Origin of the sequence: Rhizobium leguminosarum (assembly GCF_001679785.1) — a bacterium.
In the GTDB taxonomy this organism is placed as follows: Bacteria; Pseudomonadota; Alphaproteobacteria; order Rhizobiales; family Rhizobiaceae; genus Rhizobium; species Rhizobium leguminosarum_R.
Map to the genome: position 1 here is coordinate 610,448 of NZ_CP016286.1, position 14,134 is coordinate 624,581.

The following is a 14,134-nucleotide window of genomic DNA, read 5'->3' on the forward strand; positions in this document are numbered from 1 at the left end:
GTTCAGGCGAGGCAATGCGCGTCTCATCCTGATCGTCGCGCTATAGGTCCGGCGGCATCATCGGGCCGCGGCGCATATTCGGGCGTGAGCCAGGGCAAATTCCTCGGCATATGGGCAGGCCGAAGCCATCGCCACCTTGATGCGGCGGACGGAGATGCGGACCTGGGCGCCGATCTTCAAGAGCTTCAATCGGATCGTGCCGCAGGTGGCATCGGCAAGGCGGCTACCGGTGAGGCCGAGGCGGCGTAGCGCACAGATCAGCACATAGGCCAAGGATGCAAACCAGAGCCGCAACTGATTGGCGCGCATGGTGTGGGCGCTGGTGCGGTCGGCATAGAGATCGAGCTGGCATTCCTTGATGCGGTTCTCCATATCGCCACGGGCGCAGTAAAGCTCCTCGTAAAGCGGTTGTGCCGCCCAGTATTCCGGTTCCAGCGAGGTGACGATGAAGCGCGGATTGGCCCCCGCCATCGTCCATTCGGCCTTGGCCACCACCCGCCGCCGGCATGACCAGCTGCCCTTCGTCGACCACAGGAAGTCGCGGAAGACGCGGGCAGCCTGGCCGCTTGCCTTGGCCGCAAGGCTCGCTTCCTCCAGGGCCTCGGCGATCTTCTTTTCCAACCGCTTGTTGCGGGCAAGGCCAAAGACATAGTCGACGCCGTTTGCCTCGCACCAGTCCATCAGTTCGTCGCGGGCAAAGCCGGAATCGGCCCGCAGGATGATGCGCACGTTGGGCCAGCGCGCGCGGATCTGCTTGACGATCCGCCCGACCTCCTCGACCGCGCCGGCGCTGGCGTCGATATTGGAGCGTCGCAGCTTGGCCGAAAGCAGATGCCGGCCGCAAAAGATGTAGAGCGGCAAATAGCAATAGCCGTCATAATAGCCGTGGAAGAACCGCCCTTCCTGATGGCCGTGCAGCGGATCGTCGGTGGCGTCGAGATCGAGCACGATCTCCTCCGGCGGCCTGTCGTGTGCGTCCACGAACAGCTCCACGAATAGCGCTTCCAGCGCCCCTGCGTCATAGGCGATCTTATGATAGCGCGTCGGCGCGCCGGGGCGGCCGTGCTCCAGCCGGTTCAACGTGGATTTGCCGGCAAGCACCGCACAGTCTTGTCGCTTCGGCGTCAGCCGCTCCGACAGCAGCGCAAGTACCGGGTCGTGGCGCAGCGTGTCGTGATCGTCGACATCCTCATAGCCCAGCGCGATCGCTGCAATGCGCTGCCCGACCAGCGTGCGCATGCTGTGGACCGTGCACTTGCGATCGCGGCCATCAATGAAGCAGCCGGCCACCCGGTCGAATAGCCCGATGGCCCCATCGACGTGGCGAAGCAGCAGCGCACCGGCATCCGAGGTGATCGCGCCGCCGTCAAAACCAGCGATAACTTTGTGGCCGTCGAAGCCTTTAAATCCGAACTGCGCGGAGATACAGTGTGTTTGCATCGGGCCTCCGTAACGAATCTGGTAAGCCTTTGTCGTAAAAGCAGTTTCTCAGATTCGCAGGCCCGATGCACCCCTTACTTTGAGAGATTCAGGCTAGAGCAATTCCAGGAAAAGCGCGAAGCGGTTTTCCCAGGGCAAAGCGCGAAGCGCTTTTGCCGGGAATCGCGTAAAAACAAAAAGTTAGAGCGATTCTGCGTTTCCGTGAAAAGCTGAACCGCTCTGACACCGCCTCCGATCAGGAATTAGACAAGAGCAGCAATAACAACCTCAAAAAGAGGGGGCTGGCGGGGCGCTTTGGACGGGGCCGACGCCAGGAGAACGGAACCGCGACCGGATACTCCACCGGCCGCGGTTCTTCGTTTTATCGGCTGATCTGTTTCAGCACCTGCGGCAGCGCTTCTTCGAGAAGCGCCATATCCGCCTCCGGCCCGACGCTGACGCGAATGCAGCGGTTGAGCGGCGCCACACCAGGGATGCGGATGAAAACCCCGCGCTCCATCAATCCGTCGACGATCGCCCTGGCATAAGCGCCGTCGCGGCCGGCGTCGATCGCCACGAAATTCGTCGCCGAGGGCAGGGGTTGAAGGCCGTTCGCCCGGGCGATGCCGCCGATCCGCTCCCGGCCGGCATGGATTTTCCCGACCACCTCGACGAGATAGGCCTGGTCCTTCAGCGCCGCGAGCGCTGCTGCCGTCGCCAGCCGGTTCATGCCAAAATGATTGCGGATCTTGTCGAAGGCCTGTGCCGTGCCTGCCGTCGAGATCGCGTATCCGGTGCGTGAGCCGGCAAGTCCGTAGGCTTTGGAGAAGGTGCGGGTGCGAACGACGTTCGGCAGCTCGATGAGCGAGGAGATCGACGGCAGCGAACCTGCCGGCCCCGTCTCGCTATAGGCCTCGTCGAGCACCATCAGCGTCGTCTCGGGCAGCGCATGGGCGAAAGCGACGATGCTGTCGGCATCCCACCAGCTTCCCATCGGATTGTCGGGATTGGCGAAATAGACGAGCGGCGCATTCTCGCGTTTCACCGCATCGAGCAGCCCGTCGAGATCCTCGCGGTCGTTTGCGTACGGAACCGGCACCAGCCGGCCGCCGAAACCGGCGACATGGAAATTGAAGGTCGGATAGGCGCCGAGTGAGGTAACGACGGGCGCCCCCTGCTCGATCACCAGCCGGACGATCTGGCCGAGCAATTCGTCGATGCCGCTGCCGATGGCGATATTGGTGGCCGAGACGCCGAGATGGGCGGCGAGCGCTTCCCGGAGCGCGAAATTCTCCGGATCATTGTATTTCCAGATATTGCCGGCCTCCTCGCGCATCGCTGCAAAGACGGAAGCCGCTGGGCCGAAGCCGTTCTCATTGGCGCCGATGCGCGCCGAAACGGCAAGTCTGCGCTGGCGCTCGATCGCCTCGGGGCCGACGAAGGGAACTGTGGAGGGCAGGGCGCTGGCAAGAGGTGTGAAGCGCGAAAAGGCGGACATGCGAAGGCAGTTTCCCGGACATATTGACAATCGGCGCAACAATAGGCCCGGGCACGGCCAACGCAAGCAAGATTATTTCCGCAACGGCAGTGACGCGCGTGTCGTCGGCCTGTTCACGCGCGGAAGATCGGCGCGCGCCGGGCGTCGATTGCTTCCATGTTGCCGATCATGAAATCGGTGCGGACGACGCGGCGCAGAACCTCGGGGTCCATGATGTTGATGAACCGCACCCCGATGCGTTCTTTGTTGCGGTAGACCTCGGCGCAGCCGATCCGGTAGGCGAGGCCGAGAATGTTGAGATAATAATGTTTCGGCAGACCGGCGGTGGTCGAAACGATGAAGGTGGCGCCGCCCTGCGAGATATCGATGATCTCGGCGCTTCGCATCGACACGCCGGTCAGGCACGGGCGGACGGCGACGATGCGGGCGGGTCGCTTGACGTTGAACTCTTCCCAGCGCAGGTCGTAGACAGCGGATTTGACCGTGGCAAGGTGTGTAGCGCGGAGCATAGTCATTCACATTCTCCGTCAGACAGGGCACATTTGGGGTCTTGATCACGAGCAAGCTGGTCTTGATCTCATTCAAGCTGGGGTCTTGCTCCAACCAAGGTCACATGAATGTTTTGCACATTCGTCAAATATAAAATGACAATTTTAACGAGTTTAAACTTTGTTCCCAAGCGGGACGCCTGATGTCCATTATCGGGACATGGGCTTTTCATCTCCAGGCTCCCGTTTCAGCCAAAAAATCTGACGGCGAGATATCCGCCGGCGGCAGTCAGCGCCGTCAGAGCCGTGCCCCAGGCCATGTCGTCCAGGCTCGTGGCGAGCGGCCAATTGCGAAGCGTGGCGAGATTGGTGATGTCATAAGTGCCATAGGCCGCCAGTCCCAGAATGGCACCGTGGAGAAACGCCGTGGCGATAGAGCCCGCCGACAGCGCCGGCAGCACGGCAAGCACAACCATCGAGGCGGCGAAGAACAGGTAGAACAAGTGCGCCGACGCCAGATTGGGCGAGGGCAGCCTCAGCGCTCCCAACTGGGTCGCGGTAGAAGTTTGCGGGCGATGAGGCCGAGCCATATCCCGTCGCAGATGAGAAGGGTGAGAAAGGTGCCGGCATAGGCGAGCAGTGATGTCTTCATCGTCAATCTCCCGAGCTTGGCCTTTCTACGCAGCAAGGGTCGGCCGGATCGCCGCCCCGTTCGATTTCGGCGCAATTTTCCCGAACTCTTTCAATGGCCGAGCGTTGTGCCTTGATCGATGAAGCACGGCGCGCTTCGAATGACGACAGCGAGGAGTTGAAGATGACCGACGTCAAAATCCCTTGGAAATCATGGGTCGTGGTCTGCAACGGAGCCAAGGCTCTGATCATGCAGAATGCCGGCGATGCCCAGCTGATGAACCTGAAGGTGCTGGAAACTCTAACGCAGCCGAGCGAGCCAGACCGCGAGATCGGCGCCGACAAGCCCGGCCGCAGCCATGCCGCCGATGGCTTCAGCCGCAGTGCTGTCGAGGAGACCAACTGGCAGGATCAAGCCGAAGCCCAATTCCTGAAACAGGTCGCAGAAAGGCTGGATGAGCTGGCGCAGGAAAAGGATGTCCGCCGCATCGTCCTCGTTGCGCCGCCGAAAGCACTCGGCGCGCTGCGGCCGGCGCTCAGCGCCGATACGCAAGCAGCGATCTCCGTGGAATTGGCGAAGGACTATACCAATATGCCGATCGATGAGATCGAGCGGCATCTCGCCGCCTGAACCGTTAGAGCAATTCCAGGAAAAGTGTGAAGCGGTTTTCCGTCCGGCATTGCGTAAAAACAGAAGGCTAGAGCGGTTATGCGCTTCCCGTGAAGCTGAACCGCTCTAGCCCAAGCTGAGGGAATGCGGGTCGAGAGGCCCGCGTTTTCGCGTCATGCGGACGGTTTCTGCCCGGCAAACAGGTCTTCATGATCGGCAAAGAGCGCCGCTAGGCGGTCGATGACGATTCTGACCTCCGGCCTTTGCCGTTCGTCGTCATGCGCAACGATCCACATGTCGTAGGTCAGTTCGTCGATGACAGGACCGGCGCGGACGAGCCTGCTCTCCTGATCGCCGATGAAACAGGGGAGCACGCCGCGGCCGGCACCGCCGCGGATGAGGTAAAAGAGCATATGCGGCGTGTTCGTCCAGCTGGTGATCCAGGAATCCGGCTGTTCGAACGTCCATTTGTCCGCCGGCGTGATGGCGGTATCGGTGCCGAGCGAGATCCAGTTGCAGTTTTTCTCGTCATAGCCGGCCGCCTGATAAGCCGCATGCGCCGCCTTGACCGACCGGCGGATCGCGACGTTGCCGCTCTCCGGCCGGCTGTGGCGAACGGCGATATGCGCCTCGCGATAGGTGAAATCGACGCTCGTGTCGCAGGTCTTGTAGCACATACGGAAGCTGTCCTTCGGCGTCCAGACGCTTGCCAGATGGTCGGCGACGAAGCGCGAGGTCCAGCTGTCGGCGGCCGTCGAGACGATCGGCAGCGTCAGCACCTCGCCGCGCCAGTCGGAGATCGCACGCGCCGCATCCTGCATCAGCCGGACGCGATCGAGCAGCTCCTGCCCGTCCTTGGCGAGCAGATAACCGGTGGGGCCGCGGCTGAAGAGCGAGCGGCCCGTCACCCGTTCGAGCGCCAGCATGCGCCGGCCGATCGTCGGTGCGCTGAACCCGGTGCGTGTCGCCGCCGCCGAAAGCCCGCCGCCGGTCGCAACATGGAAGAAAAGCTGCAGGTCGTCCCAGCTCGCATCTTTCATGGATGAAAACCCCCTTTCCCCAGCGCCTCTACATCGGAGGGGCGCGAAGGCTTAGCTCAAGTGCCTGAGCCAAATAGATGGAGGATCGAGCAATGGATCTCAACTGGGTTGTTCTGTTTAGGGAAATCGAAATCGGCAATCGCCGGGTCTGCCATGATCCCTTGGCCGATCCGCTCGAGCGTCCGGAATGGCGCGGATTTCTCTGGGCCGTTTCGATCATTGCGCGCCTTGTCGCAAGACGGGATGCAGAAACAAAGGTGCCGGGCCGCGATGATTTGCGGATCGGAGAAAGCCTCAGGTTTCGAAGTTCAATCGCAACACGTGGTGCAGGAATTCCGGATTGATCAGCATGTTGAAGCTGATCGTCACCAATTCGCCTTCACGCTTGACCACTGTCGCGCCGATCTCGTCATGGATGCCGAGGATTTCGAGGAAGAAATGGCTCGGTATTTCCAGGTTCGGGCTGACTTCAAGCAATGCGCCGGCAAGCGTGATCGTGCGGATCAGGCAGCGCACCTGGGTCCCGGTGCTGAGGTGATGGCCGACGAAGATGATGTTGCCGGGCCTGTCGAGATTGAATTCCCTGTAAGCACGTTCCGGCTTGGGGTGTTCTGTGTCGAGGTGCATCTGAAAGGCCCTTTTAGCCTCCGCTTGTAATACGACAGGATATTAGCCGAAGAATGCTGACATTTGCTGAAGAACACCGTTAAGATTGAATGCTTATGTGAAGGCCGCGGGAAAATCGCACCGATTTCGTGCAGATTTGCCCCAAAGCTGCGCATTGCTGAAGCAGATGCGCCATTCTTGACATGTCGGCGGCGTTCGCGCATACAAAGGCCGGTTCGAGGCACCGGCCGCTCGCGGATGAAAATCCATGGTGAAGTCCTCGTGATCATGGTCACGGCCCTTTGTGCATGCTGACTGACGGCAATGCGAGCTCCCATCCGCAGTCGAAGAGCATGCCTTGCGAAGGCTCACGCCATGACGACGACCTATCCTGCCATTGATGAATTGAAGACCCAGGCCAAGCGCCTGCGCCAGGCGATGAACGATCGCGGCACCACCCTGACCCACAGTGCGGCCCTGGAAATGATTGCCCGCCAGCACGGCGTGCGCGATTGGAACACGCTCGCGGCCCTTGCGGCAAAGCCCAATGCCGCTCCAAAGACGCCGCTCTTCGTCGGCGCGCATATTCGCGGCCGTTATCTCAATCAGCCGTTCACCGGCGAAGTCCTGGCGCTTTCGGCCCTGCCCGGCGGCGACCTCCACAGGATCACCATCCATTTCGACAAGCCGGTGGATGTCGTCACCTTCGAGAGCTTTTCCGCCTTTCGCCAGCGTGTGAACGCGCAGATTGATGCCGACGGTATCTCGCCGAGAAAGACCTCGAACGGCGTGCCGCATCTGGTGCTCGATCTATAGAGCATGATGCCGAAAAGTGTGAGCGGTTTTCGGACAACATCATGCTCTCATTCTTTAATCCAGCTCTCATTCTTTTGAGGCTGTCCGGATAAGCAGGATTCTTAAGCCGGATCGGGTCTCGCCCGCTATCGCACGGATTTCTCATGACCGATCTTTCCCAAGGCAATGCCTTTCTCACCGGCTGGCTGCCGGGCGTCTTCATCAAAACGGCGGCTCCGATCGTCGCGATCACCACCGTCAACGGCCTGTTCACTGTCGTCGACGCCTATTTCCTCGGCGCCTATGTCGGCCCGGACGCACTCTCTGCCGTCAGCCTGATTTTCCCCGGGCTGATGCTGCTGGTCGCCCTGCAATCGCTGGTCTCGAACGGCATGGCGAGCATCCTCGCCCGCCGGCTCGGCGCCGGCGATCGTCAAGGCGCGCGTCGGGTGTTTGCCGGCGCGCATGCGCTGGCGTTCGCCGTTACCCTCATTCTCAATCTGGTCTACTGGACTGTCGGCCGGCAGATCATCGATGCGGGTGCCGCCGGCAATGCCACTGTTGCCGATGGCGCCATGCTGTTCATGGGCGCGATGATCGCCTGTGCGCCGGTCGGCTTCTTCCTGTCGCTGCATCTCGACGGATTGCGCTGCGAAGGCAAGATTGGTTCATGACGCTGGTGACGCTGTCGGCCTCGCTGCTCAACATCCTCGCCAACTGGCTGTTCATGGCGGTGATGCATTGGGGTGTGCTCGGTTCGGCAGCCGGCTCCATCGCATCGCAATTCGTCTGTCTCGCGGCCGTGCTCGCCTATCGCTGGCGCCGGCCGGCGGCACTGAGGCCTTCCCCGGGGTTGGCTCTTGCCGAATGGCGTGGGATCGTCGCTTTCGGCGCGCCGATGAGCCTCGGCTTCATCGGCATATCGCTGGCCTCGGCCGCCATTCTGCTCAATGTCTCGCTCTGGAGCACGCATGACTACGTCGCGACTGTTGCCGCCTATGGCATCATCACCCGGATCATGACTTTCACCTATCTGCCGCTGCTTGGCCTCTCCATCGCGCTGCAGACGATCGCCGGCAACAATCACGGTGCCGGCCTCGCGCTCCGCGTCGGCCGCAGCCTGCAGATCGCCATGCTCGCAGCCCTCGTCTATTGCACTCTGGTGGAGATCACCGTCGAACTACTGGCCGGCCGCCTCGGCGCCGTCTTCGTCGCCGATCCGGCGATCATCGCCGAGGTCAGGCGAATTCTGCCCTGGACGATCGGCGCCTATTTTCTCTTCGGGCAGATGCTGATCCTGTCGTCCTATTTCCAGTCGATCGGCGATGCGCCGCGCGCGGCGATCTTCGGCCTGTCGCGGCCCTATCTGCTCACCCTGCCGCTCACCTTCCTGCTGCCCTTCGTCTTCGGCGAGCAGGGGATCTGGATGGTGCCGGTCTTTGCCGAGGCAGGCATGTTCATCCTTGCCTTCCTCGTGCTGTCGCAGAACGCCAAACGCCGCGGCTGGCGCTACGGGCTTCTGCCCGCCTGAGACGGAAAAGCCGCGCTAGGGAGCATGGCTTTTGCCTGGAATCGTCATTCTTTGCCTGCCGAAGCGGCCGATGTTGCGGCTTCAGCCTCGTTCAAGGCCTCGGCGCATTCCTGGCAGCAGACCTCGACAGCCTTGCCGCCAAGCTTGACGGTGATGGTCTCCGCGCCGAGTTCGCAGTCGCAGGCAGCGCATGTTGTCTTCTTCATCTGATGATCCTCCAGTTGATCGCCCCAGGATCGGGACAGGCTGATAAGATCATCGAAGACGGCATCGGCGCTGTCGAAATCTTTAGCGATCGACCTCGGCTCTTACTTCCGCCGCAGCTGTGCCGAGCGCTGGAATTCGGCCGGAGTCTGCCCGAAGGACTGTTTGAAGGAAGCGCTGAAATGGCTGTGGCTTGAAAAGCCGAGATCGAGACCGAGCGCGGTCAGATCCTCATACTGGCCGAGCAGATCGAGCGCGCGGGCAAGCCGCAGCCGCAGCTGGTAGCGATAGAGCGGCGTCGCCTCGACCTGTTGGAAGACCTGGGTGAGATAAACGGGCGAGACGCCCACTTCGGCGGCGATTTCCGAAAGTGTCCAGCGCCGCGCGAGATCGGAAGAAAGCACCAGCTTTGCCCGGTCGACGAGTTTCTGCCGGCCGGCACTGGCACCCGCCGCATGCGATGTGCGCTCGCCGAGCGAACGGCGCACGAGCGTCAGCGCCAATATTTCCGCTTCCAGCGTTTCGGCGACGTTGCGGCTGAGACCATGACGTAGGAGCGCAACCAGGGCCTGCGCGCGCGGATCGATCCGTCGGCGCTGGCGGCGGAAGGAAAAGGGCGGGCCGGGCTGCGCCTGCTCCTTCGGCGTAAGCTCTTCAAGCATGGATTCGTCGATCGCCAGATCGATGCAGGCGTCGCCACCCTCGATAGGGTGGCTGATCCGATATCCCTGACCGACATTGAAGAACAAGACCTGATTGGCTTCGGCCACCGTATCATTGCGGCCGACATGCCGCATGAAGACGCCGCGATAGGGATAGACGAGGCTCGTCCTGTGGGCGCATTCCTCGTCGCTCTTATGACGGCACTCGCCACTGCAGACGATGTCACGAATAGTGACCATCTTCGTTTTCAGAAGCGGTGCCGTTGAGAACTGCGACATTGCATATTCCGTATCAGACCGGCCAGAACCGACCGTACTTATAACAGCACTTTAGTAACGGCTGTAGACATGAACATCGCTTTCCGTCTGCCCCCTGGAAAGGCCGATATCCTTCAGCTGTTCGTCGGAAAGCTCCATTAACGCATTCCGGTTGCGTCGTTCGTTTATTTTGCGCGCCAGCCAGCGCGCTGCCGTGATTATGGCAAGGAACAGGCCGGGTCGCGTAAGACGCGAAGAGCGAATATTTCGGGCCGGTATCGTGAAGTTCGGGCTGTGCATGGTGATCCTCCATCCGTGTTTGGATGGAGGCAGTGAACCATCAGCGGCGGTTTCGCGCTGTCAGATTATTTAGCGATCGGAGGCGACGCTTACGCCTTCAGCAGCCACTCGTGCTCGGCTGCATTGTGGAATTTCCAGATCCGCTGCGGTCCGGCCATGACGTTGAGGTAGTAGAGGTCGTAGCCATGGCAGGCGGCACAGGGGTGATAGCCCTTTGGCACCAGCGTCACATCGCCGTCCTCGAGCGCCATTGCCTCGTCGAGCGAGCGATCGTCGGTGTAGACGCGCTGGAAAGCGAAGCCCTGCGGTGGGTTGAGGCGATGGTAATAGGTCTCTTCCAGGAAGCTCTCGTTCGGCAGGTCGTCCTGGTCGTGCTTGTGCGGCGGATAGGAGGAGGTGTGTCCACCAGGCGTGATCACCTCGACGACGAGCAGCGAATGCGCCGAGCTGTCGTCTTCCGGCATGATATTGTTGACGTAGCGCACATTCGTGCCCTTGCCGCGCGTCACCTGCGGATGCGTGCCGGGCGGGATCGCCTTTGCCTGATAGGTGCCGCTGCCGGGTGCGGAGCAGACCGCGAGCTCCAGATCGGTCTCCGCCGTCACCGACCATGTCGATTCCATCGGGATATAGAGCGCATGCGGGGCGCCTTCGAACGGGTTCATGCGGCCGCCGAGCGTGCCGAAATCCTTGGTGCCGGCCGATGCCTTGCCTTTGCCGGTCACCCAGACGAGGCAGACTTCGCGATCGCCCGTCTCTCCCGAGACGGTTTCGCCCGGCTTCATCCGATGCAAATCGAAGCCGACATAGGTCCAGCCGGCATTTTCCGGGGTGACATGGGTGACGCGGCCATGCGTGCCGGACGGTTTCACCTTGAGGTTGGGCATTAGTGTTTTTCCTCGTAAGTTGGAAAGTTCCCCTCCCCACAAGGGGAGGGATAACCTGCCGTGCTGTCTCGCCCATATTACGGTGTTCCTTTTTGCAAGGTGGCCGTTGTCTGGTGTGGGCGGTGCCCTAAGTCCCACCCCCTGTGGGGAGGGGTTTGGGAGGGGTCTTTTGTTCCCGCTATCCCTTGGGAAAGCCTTCTGTCTCCACGGTATAGCCCGCAGCCGTCATGACGCGCATCAATTCGGCGTGGCCGATCTCGGCCATTTTCTGCGGCGGGGCCTTGCGCGGATCCTGTTCGGCCTCGACGACAAACCAGCCTTCATAGCCGTGATCGGCAAGCCGCTGGACGATGGCGCCGAAATCGAGCGAGCCGTCGCCCGGCACCGTGAAGGCGCCAAGTGCCACCGCATCGAGGAAGGACTGCCGGCTGCGGTCCAGCCCATCCACCACAGGCTTGCGGATGTCCTTGACGTGAACATGGTTGATACGGGCGTGGTGGTTCTCGATGGCGCGGAGCACGTCGCCGCCGGCAAAGGCCAAATGCCCGGCATCGAGCAGCAGCGGAATGCCTTCGCCCGAATGGCGCATGAAGGCGTCGAGTTCCGGCTCGGTTTCGACGACGGCGGCCATGTGATGGTGGTAGGAGAGCGGCATGCCCTGCTCGGCGCACCATTCCCCGAATTCCGTGACGCGACGCGCATAGGCCTTCATCTCGTCATCGGAGAGGCGCGGCTTGGTCGCGAGCGGCTTGGAGCGGTCGCCCTGGATGGAGCGACCGACTTCGCCATAAACGATGCAAGGTGCATTGACCGCCTTGAACAGCGCGATCATCGGCGCGATGCGGTCCTTGTTGGCGGCAAGCTCCTCATTGACCAGCGTGCCGGAGAACCAGCCACCGCACAGCGTCACGTCGGCAGCGCGCAGGATCGGGAGCATCTCTTCCGGATTGCTAGGGAAACGGCGGCCTTGCTCCATGCCGGTGAAACCTGCGCTGCGCGATTGCCGCAGGCATTCCTCGAGGGACACGTCATCGCTGAGCTCAGGAAGATCGTCGTTCCACCAGGCGATGGGCGACATGCCGAGTTTGGCCTTCATCAACATTCTCCTTAAAAGCATTGCGGAAGAGCCGGGACGCTTTTCCGCGGAATAATAGCACTACAGCGCTGCGCGTCTTTTCAGACGCGCAAAGGACGCTGTAGCACCTCGAATTGCTGCATAATTTGTCCTTAAATCGGTCGCGATTTAAGGGATTATGCAGTAGGCTAGCCGATGCGCTGGGCGGTGCGTGCTTCGACGTAGCCCTTGCGTGCTTCGTTGACCTCTTCGCGGGGGCTGACCTCAGGCACTGCGACATCCCACCAGTGGCCGCCGGCCTCGGTGGTAATGAGCGGATCGGTGTCGATGACGAAGACCGAGGTGCGGTCGTTCTTCTTCGAGGCGGCGAGCGCCTGCTCCAGCTCGGCGATCGAGGCGACCTTGACGGCGATGGCGCCCATACTTTCGGCATGCGCGCGGAAATCAATCTCCGGCATCACCTCGTGATAGGAGTCCTTCAGCAGATTGTTGAAGTTGGCGCCGCCAGTCCCCATTTGCAGCCGGTTGATGCAGCCGTAACCGCGATTGTCGAGCACGACGATGTTGAGCTTGAGGCCGAGCATGACCGAGGTGGCGAGCTCGGAATTCATCATCATGTAGGAACCGTCGCCGACCATGACGACGACATCCCGTTCGGGACGCGCCATCTTGGCGCCGAGCCCTCCGGCAATCTCGTAACCCATGCAGGAAAAACCGTATTCCATGTGATAGCTGCCCGGCGCCGTCGCCGGCCAGAGCTTGTGCAATTCGCCGGGAAGGCCGCCTGCGGCGCAAAGAACCGTCGTATTCTCGCCGCCGATCGTGCGCGCCACCGCGCCGATCACCTGCGCATCGGAGGGCAGGGCGGTATTGGTCGTCGCCATCGCCCTGGCCGCGGCCTCCATCCAGGCCTTCTTCTCCACAGCCGCCTTCTCGGCGAGTGCTGCCGGCACCTTCCAGCCGGAAAGCCCAGCCGACAGCGCCTTCAGCCCCTCGCGGGCATCGGTCACCAGCGGATGGCTGTCGTGCTTCACCGCGTCATAGGCGGCGATATTGAGGCCGATCATCTTCAGGCTGTCGTTCTTGAACAGCGCCCAGGAGCCGGTGGTGAAATCCTGGCAGCGCGTGCCGACGGCGATGACGAGGTCCGTCTCTTCGGCGATCGCATTCGCCGCCGAGGTGCCGGTGACGCCGACCGAACCAAGCGCCAGCGGATGGCTCTCGTTGATCGACGATTTGCCCGCCTGGCTGACGACGACGGGAATGCCGTGGGCCTCGGCAAAGGCGGCAAGCTCCTTCGTCGCCTGGGAATAAAGCACGCCGCCGCCGGCAACGATCACGGGCTTCTGCGATGCCTTGATCAGCGCGATGGCATTTGCGAGCTCGTCCGCATCCGGCTGCGGCCGGCGGGTCGCCCAGACTTTTTCCTCGAACAGGCTTTCCGGATAATCATAGGCCTCCGCCTGAACGTCCTGGCAGAGTGACAATGTCACCGGGCCGCAATCGAGCGGATCGGTCAGGACCTGCATGGCGCGCTTCAGCGCCGTGATGATCTGCTCGGGCCGGGTGATGCGGTCGAAATAGCGCGAAACCGGACGGAAGGCATCATTGGCCGAAACCGTGCCGTCGCCGAAATCCTCGATCTGCTGCAGCACCGGATCCGGCGCGCGGTTGGCAAACACGTCGCCCGGCAGGAAGAGAACGGGAATACGATTGACATGCGCCACGCCGGCGGCCGTCACCATGTTCAGCGCGCCCGGACCGATCGAGCTCGTGCAGGCCATGAAGCGCGTGCGGAAATTTGCCTTGGCATAGGCGATCGCGGCATGCGCCATGCCCTGTTCGTTGTGTGCGCGATAGGTCGTCAATTCCCCGCGCACCTGATAGAGCGCCTCGCCGATGCCGGCGACGTTGCCGTGACCGAAGATCGCCCAGACGCCGCCGAAGATCGGCACTTTCTTGCCGTCGACGATCGTCATCTGTACTTTCAGGAAATGTGCGACGGCCTGCGCCATCGTCAACCGTATCGTCTTGCCCATCGGGTCCTCCCGCAATTTTTCTTTTCGCGTTTTCCCCTTCCCAACCCCTCCCCACAAGGGGGAGGGACTAACCTGCCGAGCTCTCGACATTC

The 14,134-nt window shown here is 61.7% G+C and carries 14 protein-coding genes and 2 pseudogenes; 4 read left to right on the plus strand and 12 right to left on the minus strand.

Annotated elements, in window-relative coordinates:
- Nucleotides 1-57: 57 nt before the first annotated feature.
- From BA011_RS03210 to BA011_RS03225, 4 genes and pseudogenes are all read right to left on the minus strand, one after another.
- The gene (locus BA011_RS03210) at nucleotides 58-1,440 is read right to left on the minus strand and encodes an IS1380 family transposase (protein WP_065279426.1); all 1,383 of its coding nucleotides are present in this window, start codon (nucleotides 1,438-1,440) and stop codon (nucleotides 58-60) included.
- Between the two features lie 361 nt (nucleotides 1,441-1,801).
- Complete coding sequence (locus BA011_RS03215; protein WP_065279427.1) at nucleotides 1,802-2,917, minus strand: pyridoxal phosphate-dependent aminotransferase; 1,116 nt, start codon at nucleotides 2,915-2,917, stop codon at nucleotides 1,802-1,804.
- A 113-nt stretch (nucleotides 2,918-3,030) separates the two neighbouring features.
- The gene (locus tag BA011_RS03220; protein WP_027665199.1) at nucleotides 3,031-3,432 is read right to left on the minus strand and encodes a pilus assembly protein PilZ; all 402 of its coding nucleotides are present in this window, start codon (nucleotides 3,430-3,432) and stop codon (nucleotides 3,031-3,033) included.
- Nucleotides 3,433-3,653: 221 nt separating this feature from the next.
- Nucleotides 3,654-4,057: pseudogene (locus BA011_RS03225) on the minus strand (DUF2177 family protein).
- A gap of 162 nt (nucleotides 4,058-4,219) precedes the next feature.
- On the opposite strand from BA011_RS03225, the gene BA011_RS03230 reads away from it, so the two are divergent.
- Nucleotides 4,220-4,666 carry a host attachment protein gene (locus BA011_RS03230; protein WP_065282392.1) on the plus strand — a complete coding sequence of 149 codons (447 nt, stop codon included), beginning with the start codon at nucleotides 4,220-4,222 and terminating at the stop codon, nucleotides 4,664-4,666.
- A gap of 152 nt (nucleotides 4,667-4,818) precedes the next feature.
- Here the strand turns inward: BA011_RS03230 and BA011_RS03235 are convergent, their stop codons facing one another.
- Nucleotides 4,819-5,685 (minus strand): LysR family transcriptional regulator, encoded by an 867-nt coding sequence (locus BA011_RS03235; RefSeq protein WP_065279428.1) that lies wholly within the window; start codon nucleotides 5,683-5,685, stop codon nucleotides 4,819-4,821.
- A 92-nt stretch (nucleotides 5,686-5,777) separates the two neighbouring features.
- On the opposite strand from BA011_RS03235, the gene BA011_RS44935 reads away from it, so the two are divergent.
- Nucleotides 5,778-6,029, plus strand: a complete 252-nt coding sequence (locus BA011_RS44935) for a hypothetical protein (RefSeq protein ID WP_065279429.1) — start codon at nucleotides 5,778-5,780, stop codon at nucleotides 6,027-6,029.
- On the opposite strand, the gene BA011_RS03245 is transcribed toward BA011_RS44935, so the two are convergent.
- The gene (locus tag BA011_RS03245) at nucleotides 5,980-6,312 is read right to left on the minus strand and encodes a hypothetical protein (protein ID WP_018241377.1); all 333 of its coding nucleotides are present in this window, start codon (nucleotides 6,310-6,312) and stop codon (nucleotides 5,980-5,982) included. The two genes, BA011_RS44935 and BA011_RS03245, sit on opposite strands and share 50 nt — an antisense overlap.
- 354 nt (nucleotides 6,313-6,666) lie before the next feature.
- Here BA011_RS03245 and BA011_RS03250 point away from each other — a divergent pair, with 354 nt between their 5' ends.
- Nucleotides 6,667-7,107 (plus strand): glyoxalase superfamily protein, encoded by a 441-nt coding sequence (locus BA011_RS03250; protein ID WP_065279430.1) that lies wholly within the window; start codon nucleotides 6,667-6,669, stop codon nucleotides 7,105-7,107.
- A gap of 143 nt (nucleotides 7,108-7,250) precedes the next feature.
- Nucleotides 7,251-8,617: pseudogene (locus tag BA011_RS03255) on the plus strand (MATE family efflux transporter).
- A gap of 44 nt (nucleotides 8,618-8,661) precedes the next feature.
- Here BA011_RS03255 and BA011_RS44115 read toward each other — a convergent pair.
- From BA011_RS44115 to iolD, 6 genes are all read right to left on the minus strand, one after another.
- Nucleotides 8,662-8,823: a hypothetical protein gene (locus BA011_RS44115; protein ID WP_017959744.1), complete on the minus strand. Its 162-nt coding sequence runs from the start codon at nucleotides 8,821-8,823 to the stop codon at nucleotides 8,662-8,664.
- Nucleotides 8,824-8,925: 102 nt separating this feature from the next.
- Nucleotides 8,926-9,762, minus strand: coding sequence for a helix-turn-helix domain-containing protein (locus BA011_RS03260; RefSeq protein WP_065279431.1), 837 nt, complete (start codon nucleotides 9,760-9,762; stop codon nucleotides 8,926-8,928).
- Nucleotides 9,763-9,813: 51 nt separating this feature from the next.
- The gene (locus BA011_RS03265) at nucleotides 9,814-10,041 is read right to left on the minus strand and encodes a DUF1127 domain-containing protein (protein WP_027665206.1); all 228 of its coding nucleotides are present in this window, start codon (nucleotides 10,039-10,041) and stop codon (nucleotides 9,814-9,816) included.
- An 89-nt stretch (nucleotides 10,042-10,130) separates the two neighbouring features.
- Nucleotides 10,131-10,928 carry a 5-deoxy-glucuronate isomerase gene (gene iolB / locus BA011_RS03270; RefSeq protein WP_065279432.1) on the minus strand — a complete coding sequence of 266 codons (798 nt, stop codon included), beginning with the start codon at nucleotides 10,926-10,928 and terminating at the stop codon, nucleotides 10,131-10,133.
- Nucleotides 10,929-11,106: 178 nt separating this feature from the next.
- Nucleotides 11,107-12,024 carry a myo-inosose-2 dehydratase gene (gene iolE / locus BA011_RS03275; protein ID WP_025393913.1) on the minus strand — a complete coding sequence of 306 codons (918 nt, stop codon included), beginning with the start codon at nucleotides 12,022-12,024 and terminating at the stop codon, nucleotides 11,107-11,109.
- Nucleotides 12,025-12,191: 167 nt separating this feature from the next.
- The gene (iolD, locus tag BA011_RS03280) at nucleotides 12,192-14,042 is read right to left on the minus strand and encodes a 3D-(3,5/4)-trihydroxycyclohexane-1,2-dione acylhydrolase (decyclizing) (protein ID WP_065279433.1); all 1,851 of its coding nucleotides are present in this window, start codon (nucleotides 14,040-14,042) and stop codon (nucleotides 12,192-12,194) included.
- Nucleotides 14,043-14,134 lie beyond the last annotated feature (92 nt).

Coding starts and splice junctions, on each gene's coding strand:
- BA011_RS03210 (WP_065279426.1), bottom strand. CDS start 1,440: ATGCAAACACACTGTATCTCCGCGCAGTTCGGATTTAAAGGCTTCGAC.
- BA011_RS03215 (WP_065279427.1), bottom strand. CDS start 2,917: ATGTCCGCCTTTTCGCGCTTCACACCTCTTGCCAGCGCCCTGCCCTCC.
- BA011_RS03220 (WP_027665199.1), bottom strand. CDS start 3,432: ATGACTATGCTCCGCGCTACACACCTTGCCACGGTCAAATCCGCTGTC.
- BA011_RS03230 (WP_065282392.1), top strand. CDS start 4,220: ATGACCGACGTCAAAATCCCTTGGAAATCATGGGTCGTGGTCTGCAAC.
- BA011_RS03235 (WP_065279428.1), bottom strand. CDS start 5,685: ATGAAAGATGCGAGCTGGGACGACCTGCAGCTTTTCTTCCATGTTGCG.
- BA011_RS44935 (WP_065279429.1), top strand. CDS start 5,778: ATGGATCTCAACTGGGTTGTTCTGTTTAGGGAAATCGAAATCGGCAAT.
- BA011_RS03245 (WP_018241377.1), bottom strand. CDS start 6,312: ATGCACCTCGACACAGAACACCCCAAGCCGGAACGTGCTTACAGGGAA.
- BA011_RS03250 (WP_065279430.1), top strand. CDS start 6,667: ATGACGACGACCTATCCTGCCATTGATGAATTGAAGACCCAGGCCAAG.
- BA011_RS44115 (WP_017959744.1), bottom strand. CDS start 8,823: ATGAAGAAGACAACATGCGCTGCCTGCGACTGCGAACTCGGCGCGGAG.
- BA011_RS03260 (WP_065279431.1), bottom strand. CDS start 9,762: ATGTCGCAGTTCTCAACGGCACCGCTTCTGAAAACGAAGATGGTCACT.
- BA011_RS03265 (WP_027665206.1), bottom strand. CDS start 10,041: ATGCACAGCCCGAACTTCACGATACCGGCCCGAAATATTCGCTCTTCG.
- iolB (WP_065279432.1), bottom strand. CDS start 10,928: ATGCCCAACCTCAAGGTGAAACCGTCCGGCACGCATGGCCGCGTCACC.
- iolE (WP_025393913.1), bottom strand. CDS start 12,024: ATGAAGGCCAAACTCGGCATGTCGCCCATCGCCTGGTGGAACGACGAT.
- iolD (WP_065279433.1), bottom strand. CDS start 14,042: ATGGGCAAGACGATACGGTTGACGATGGCGCAGGCCGTCGCACATTTC.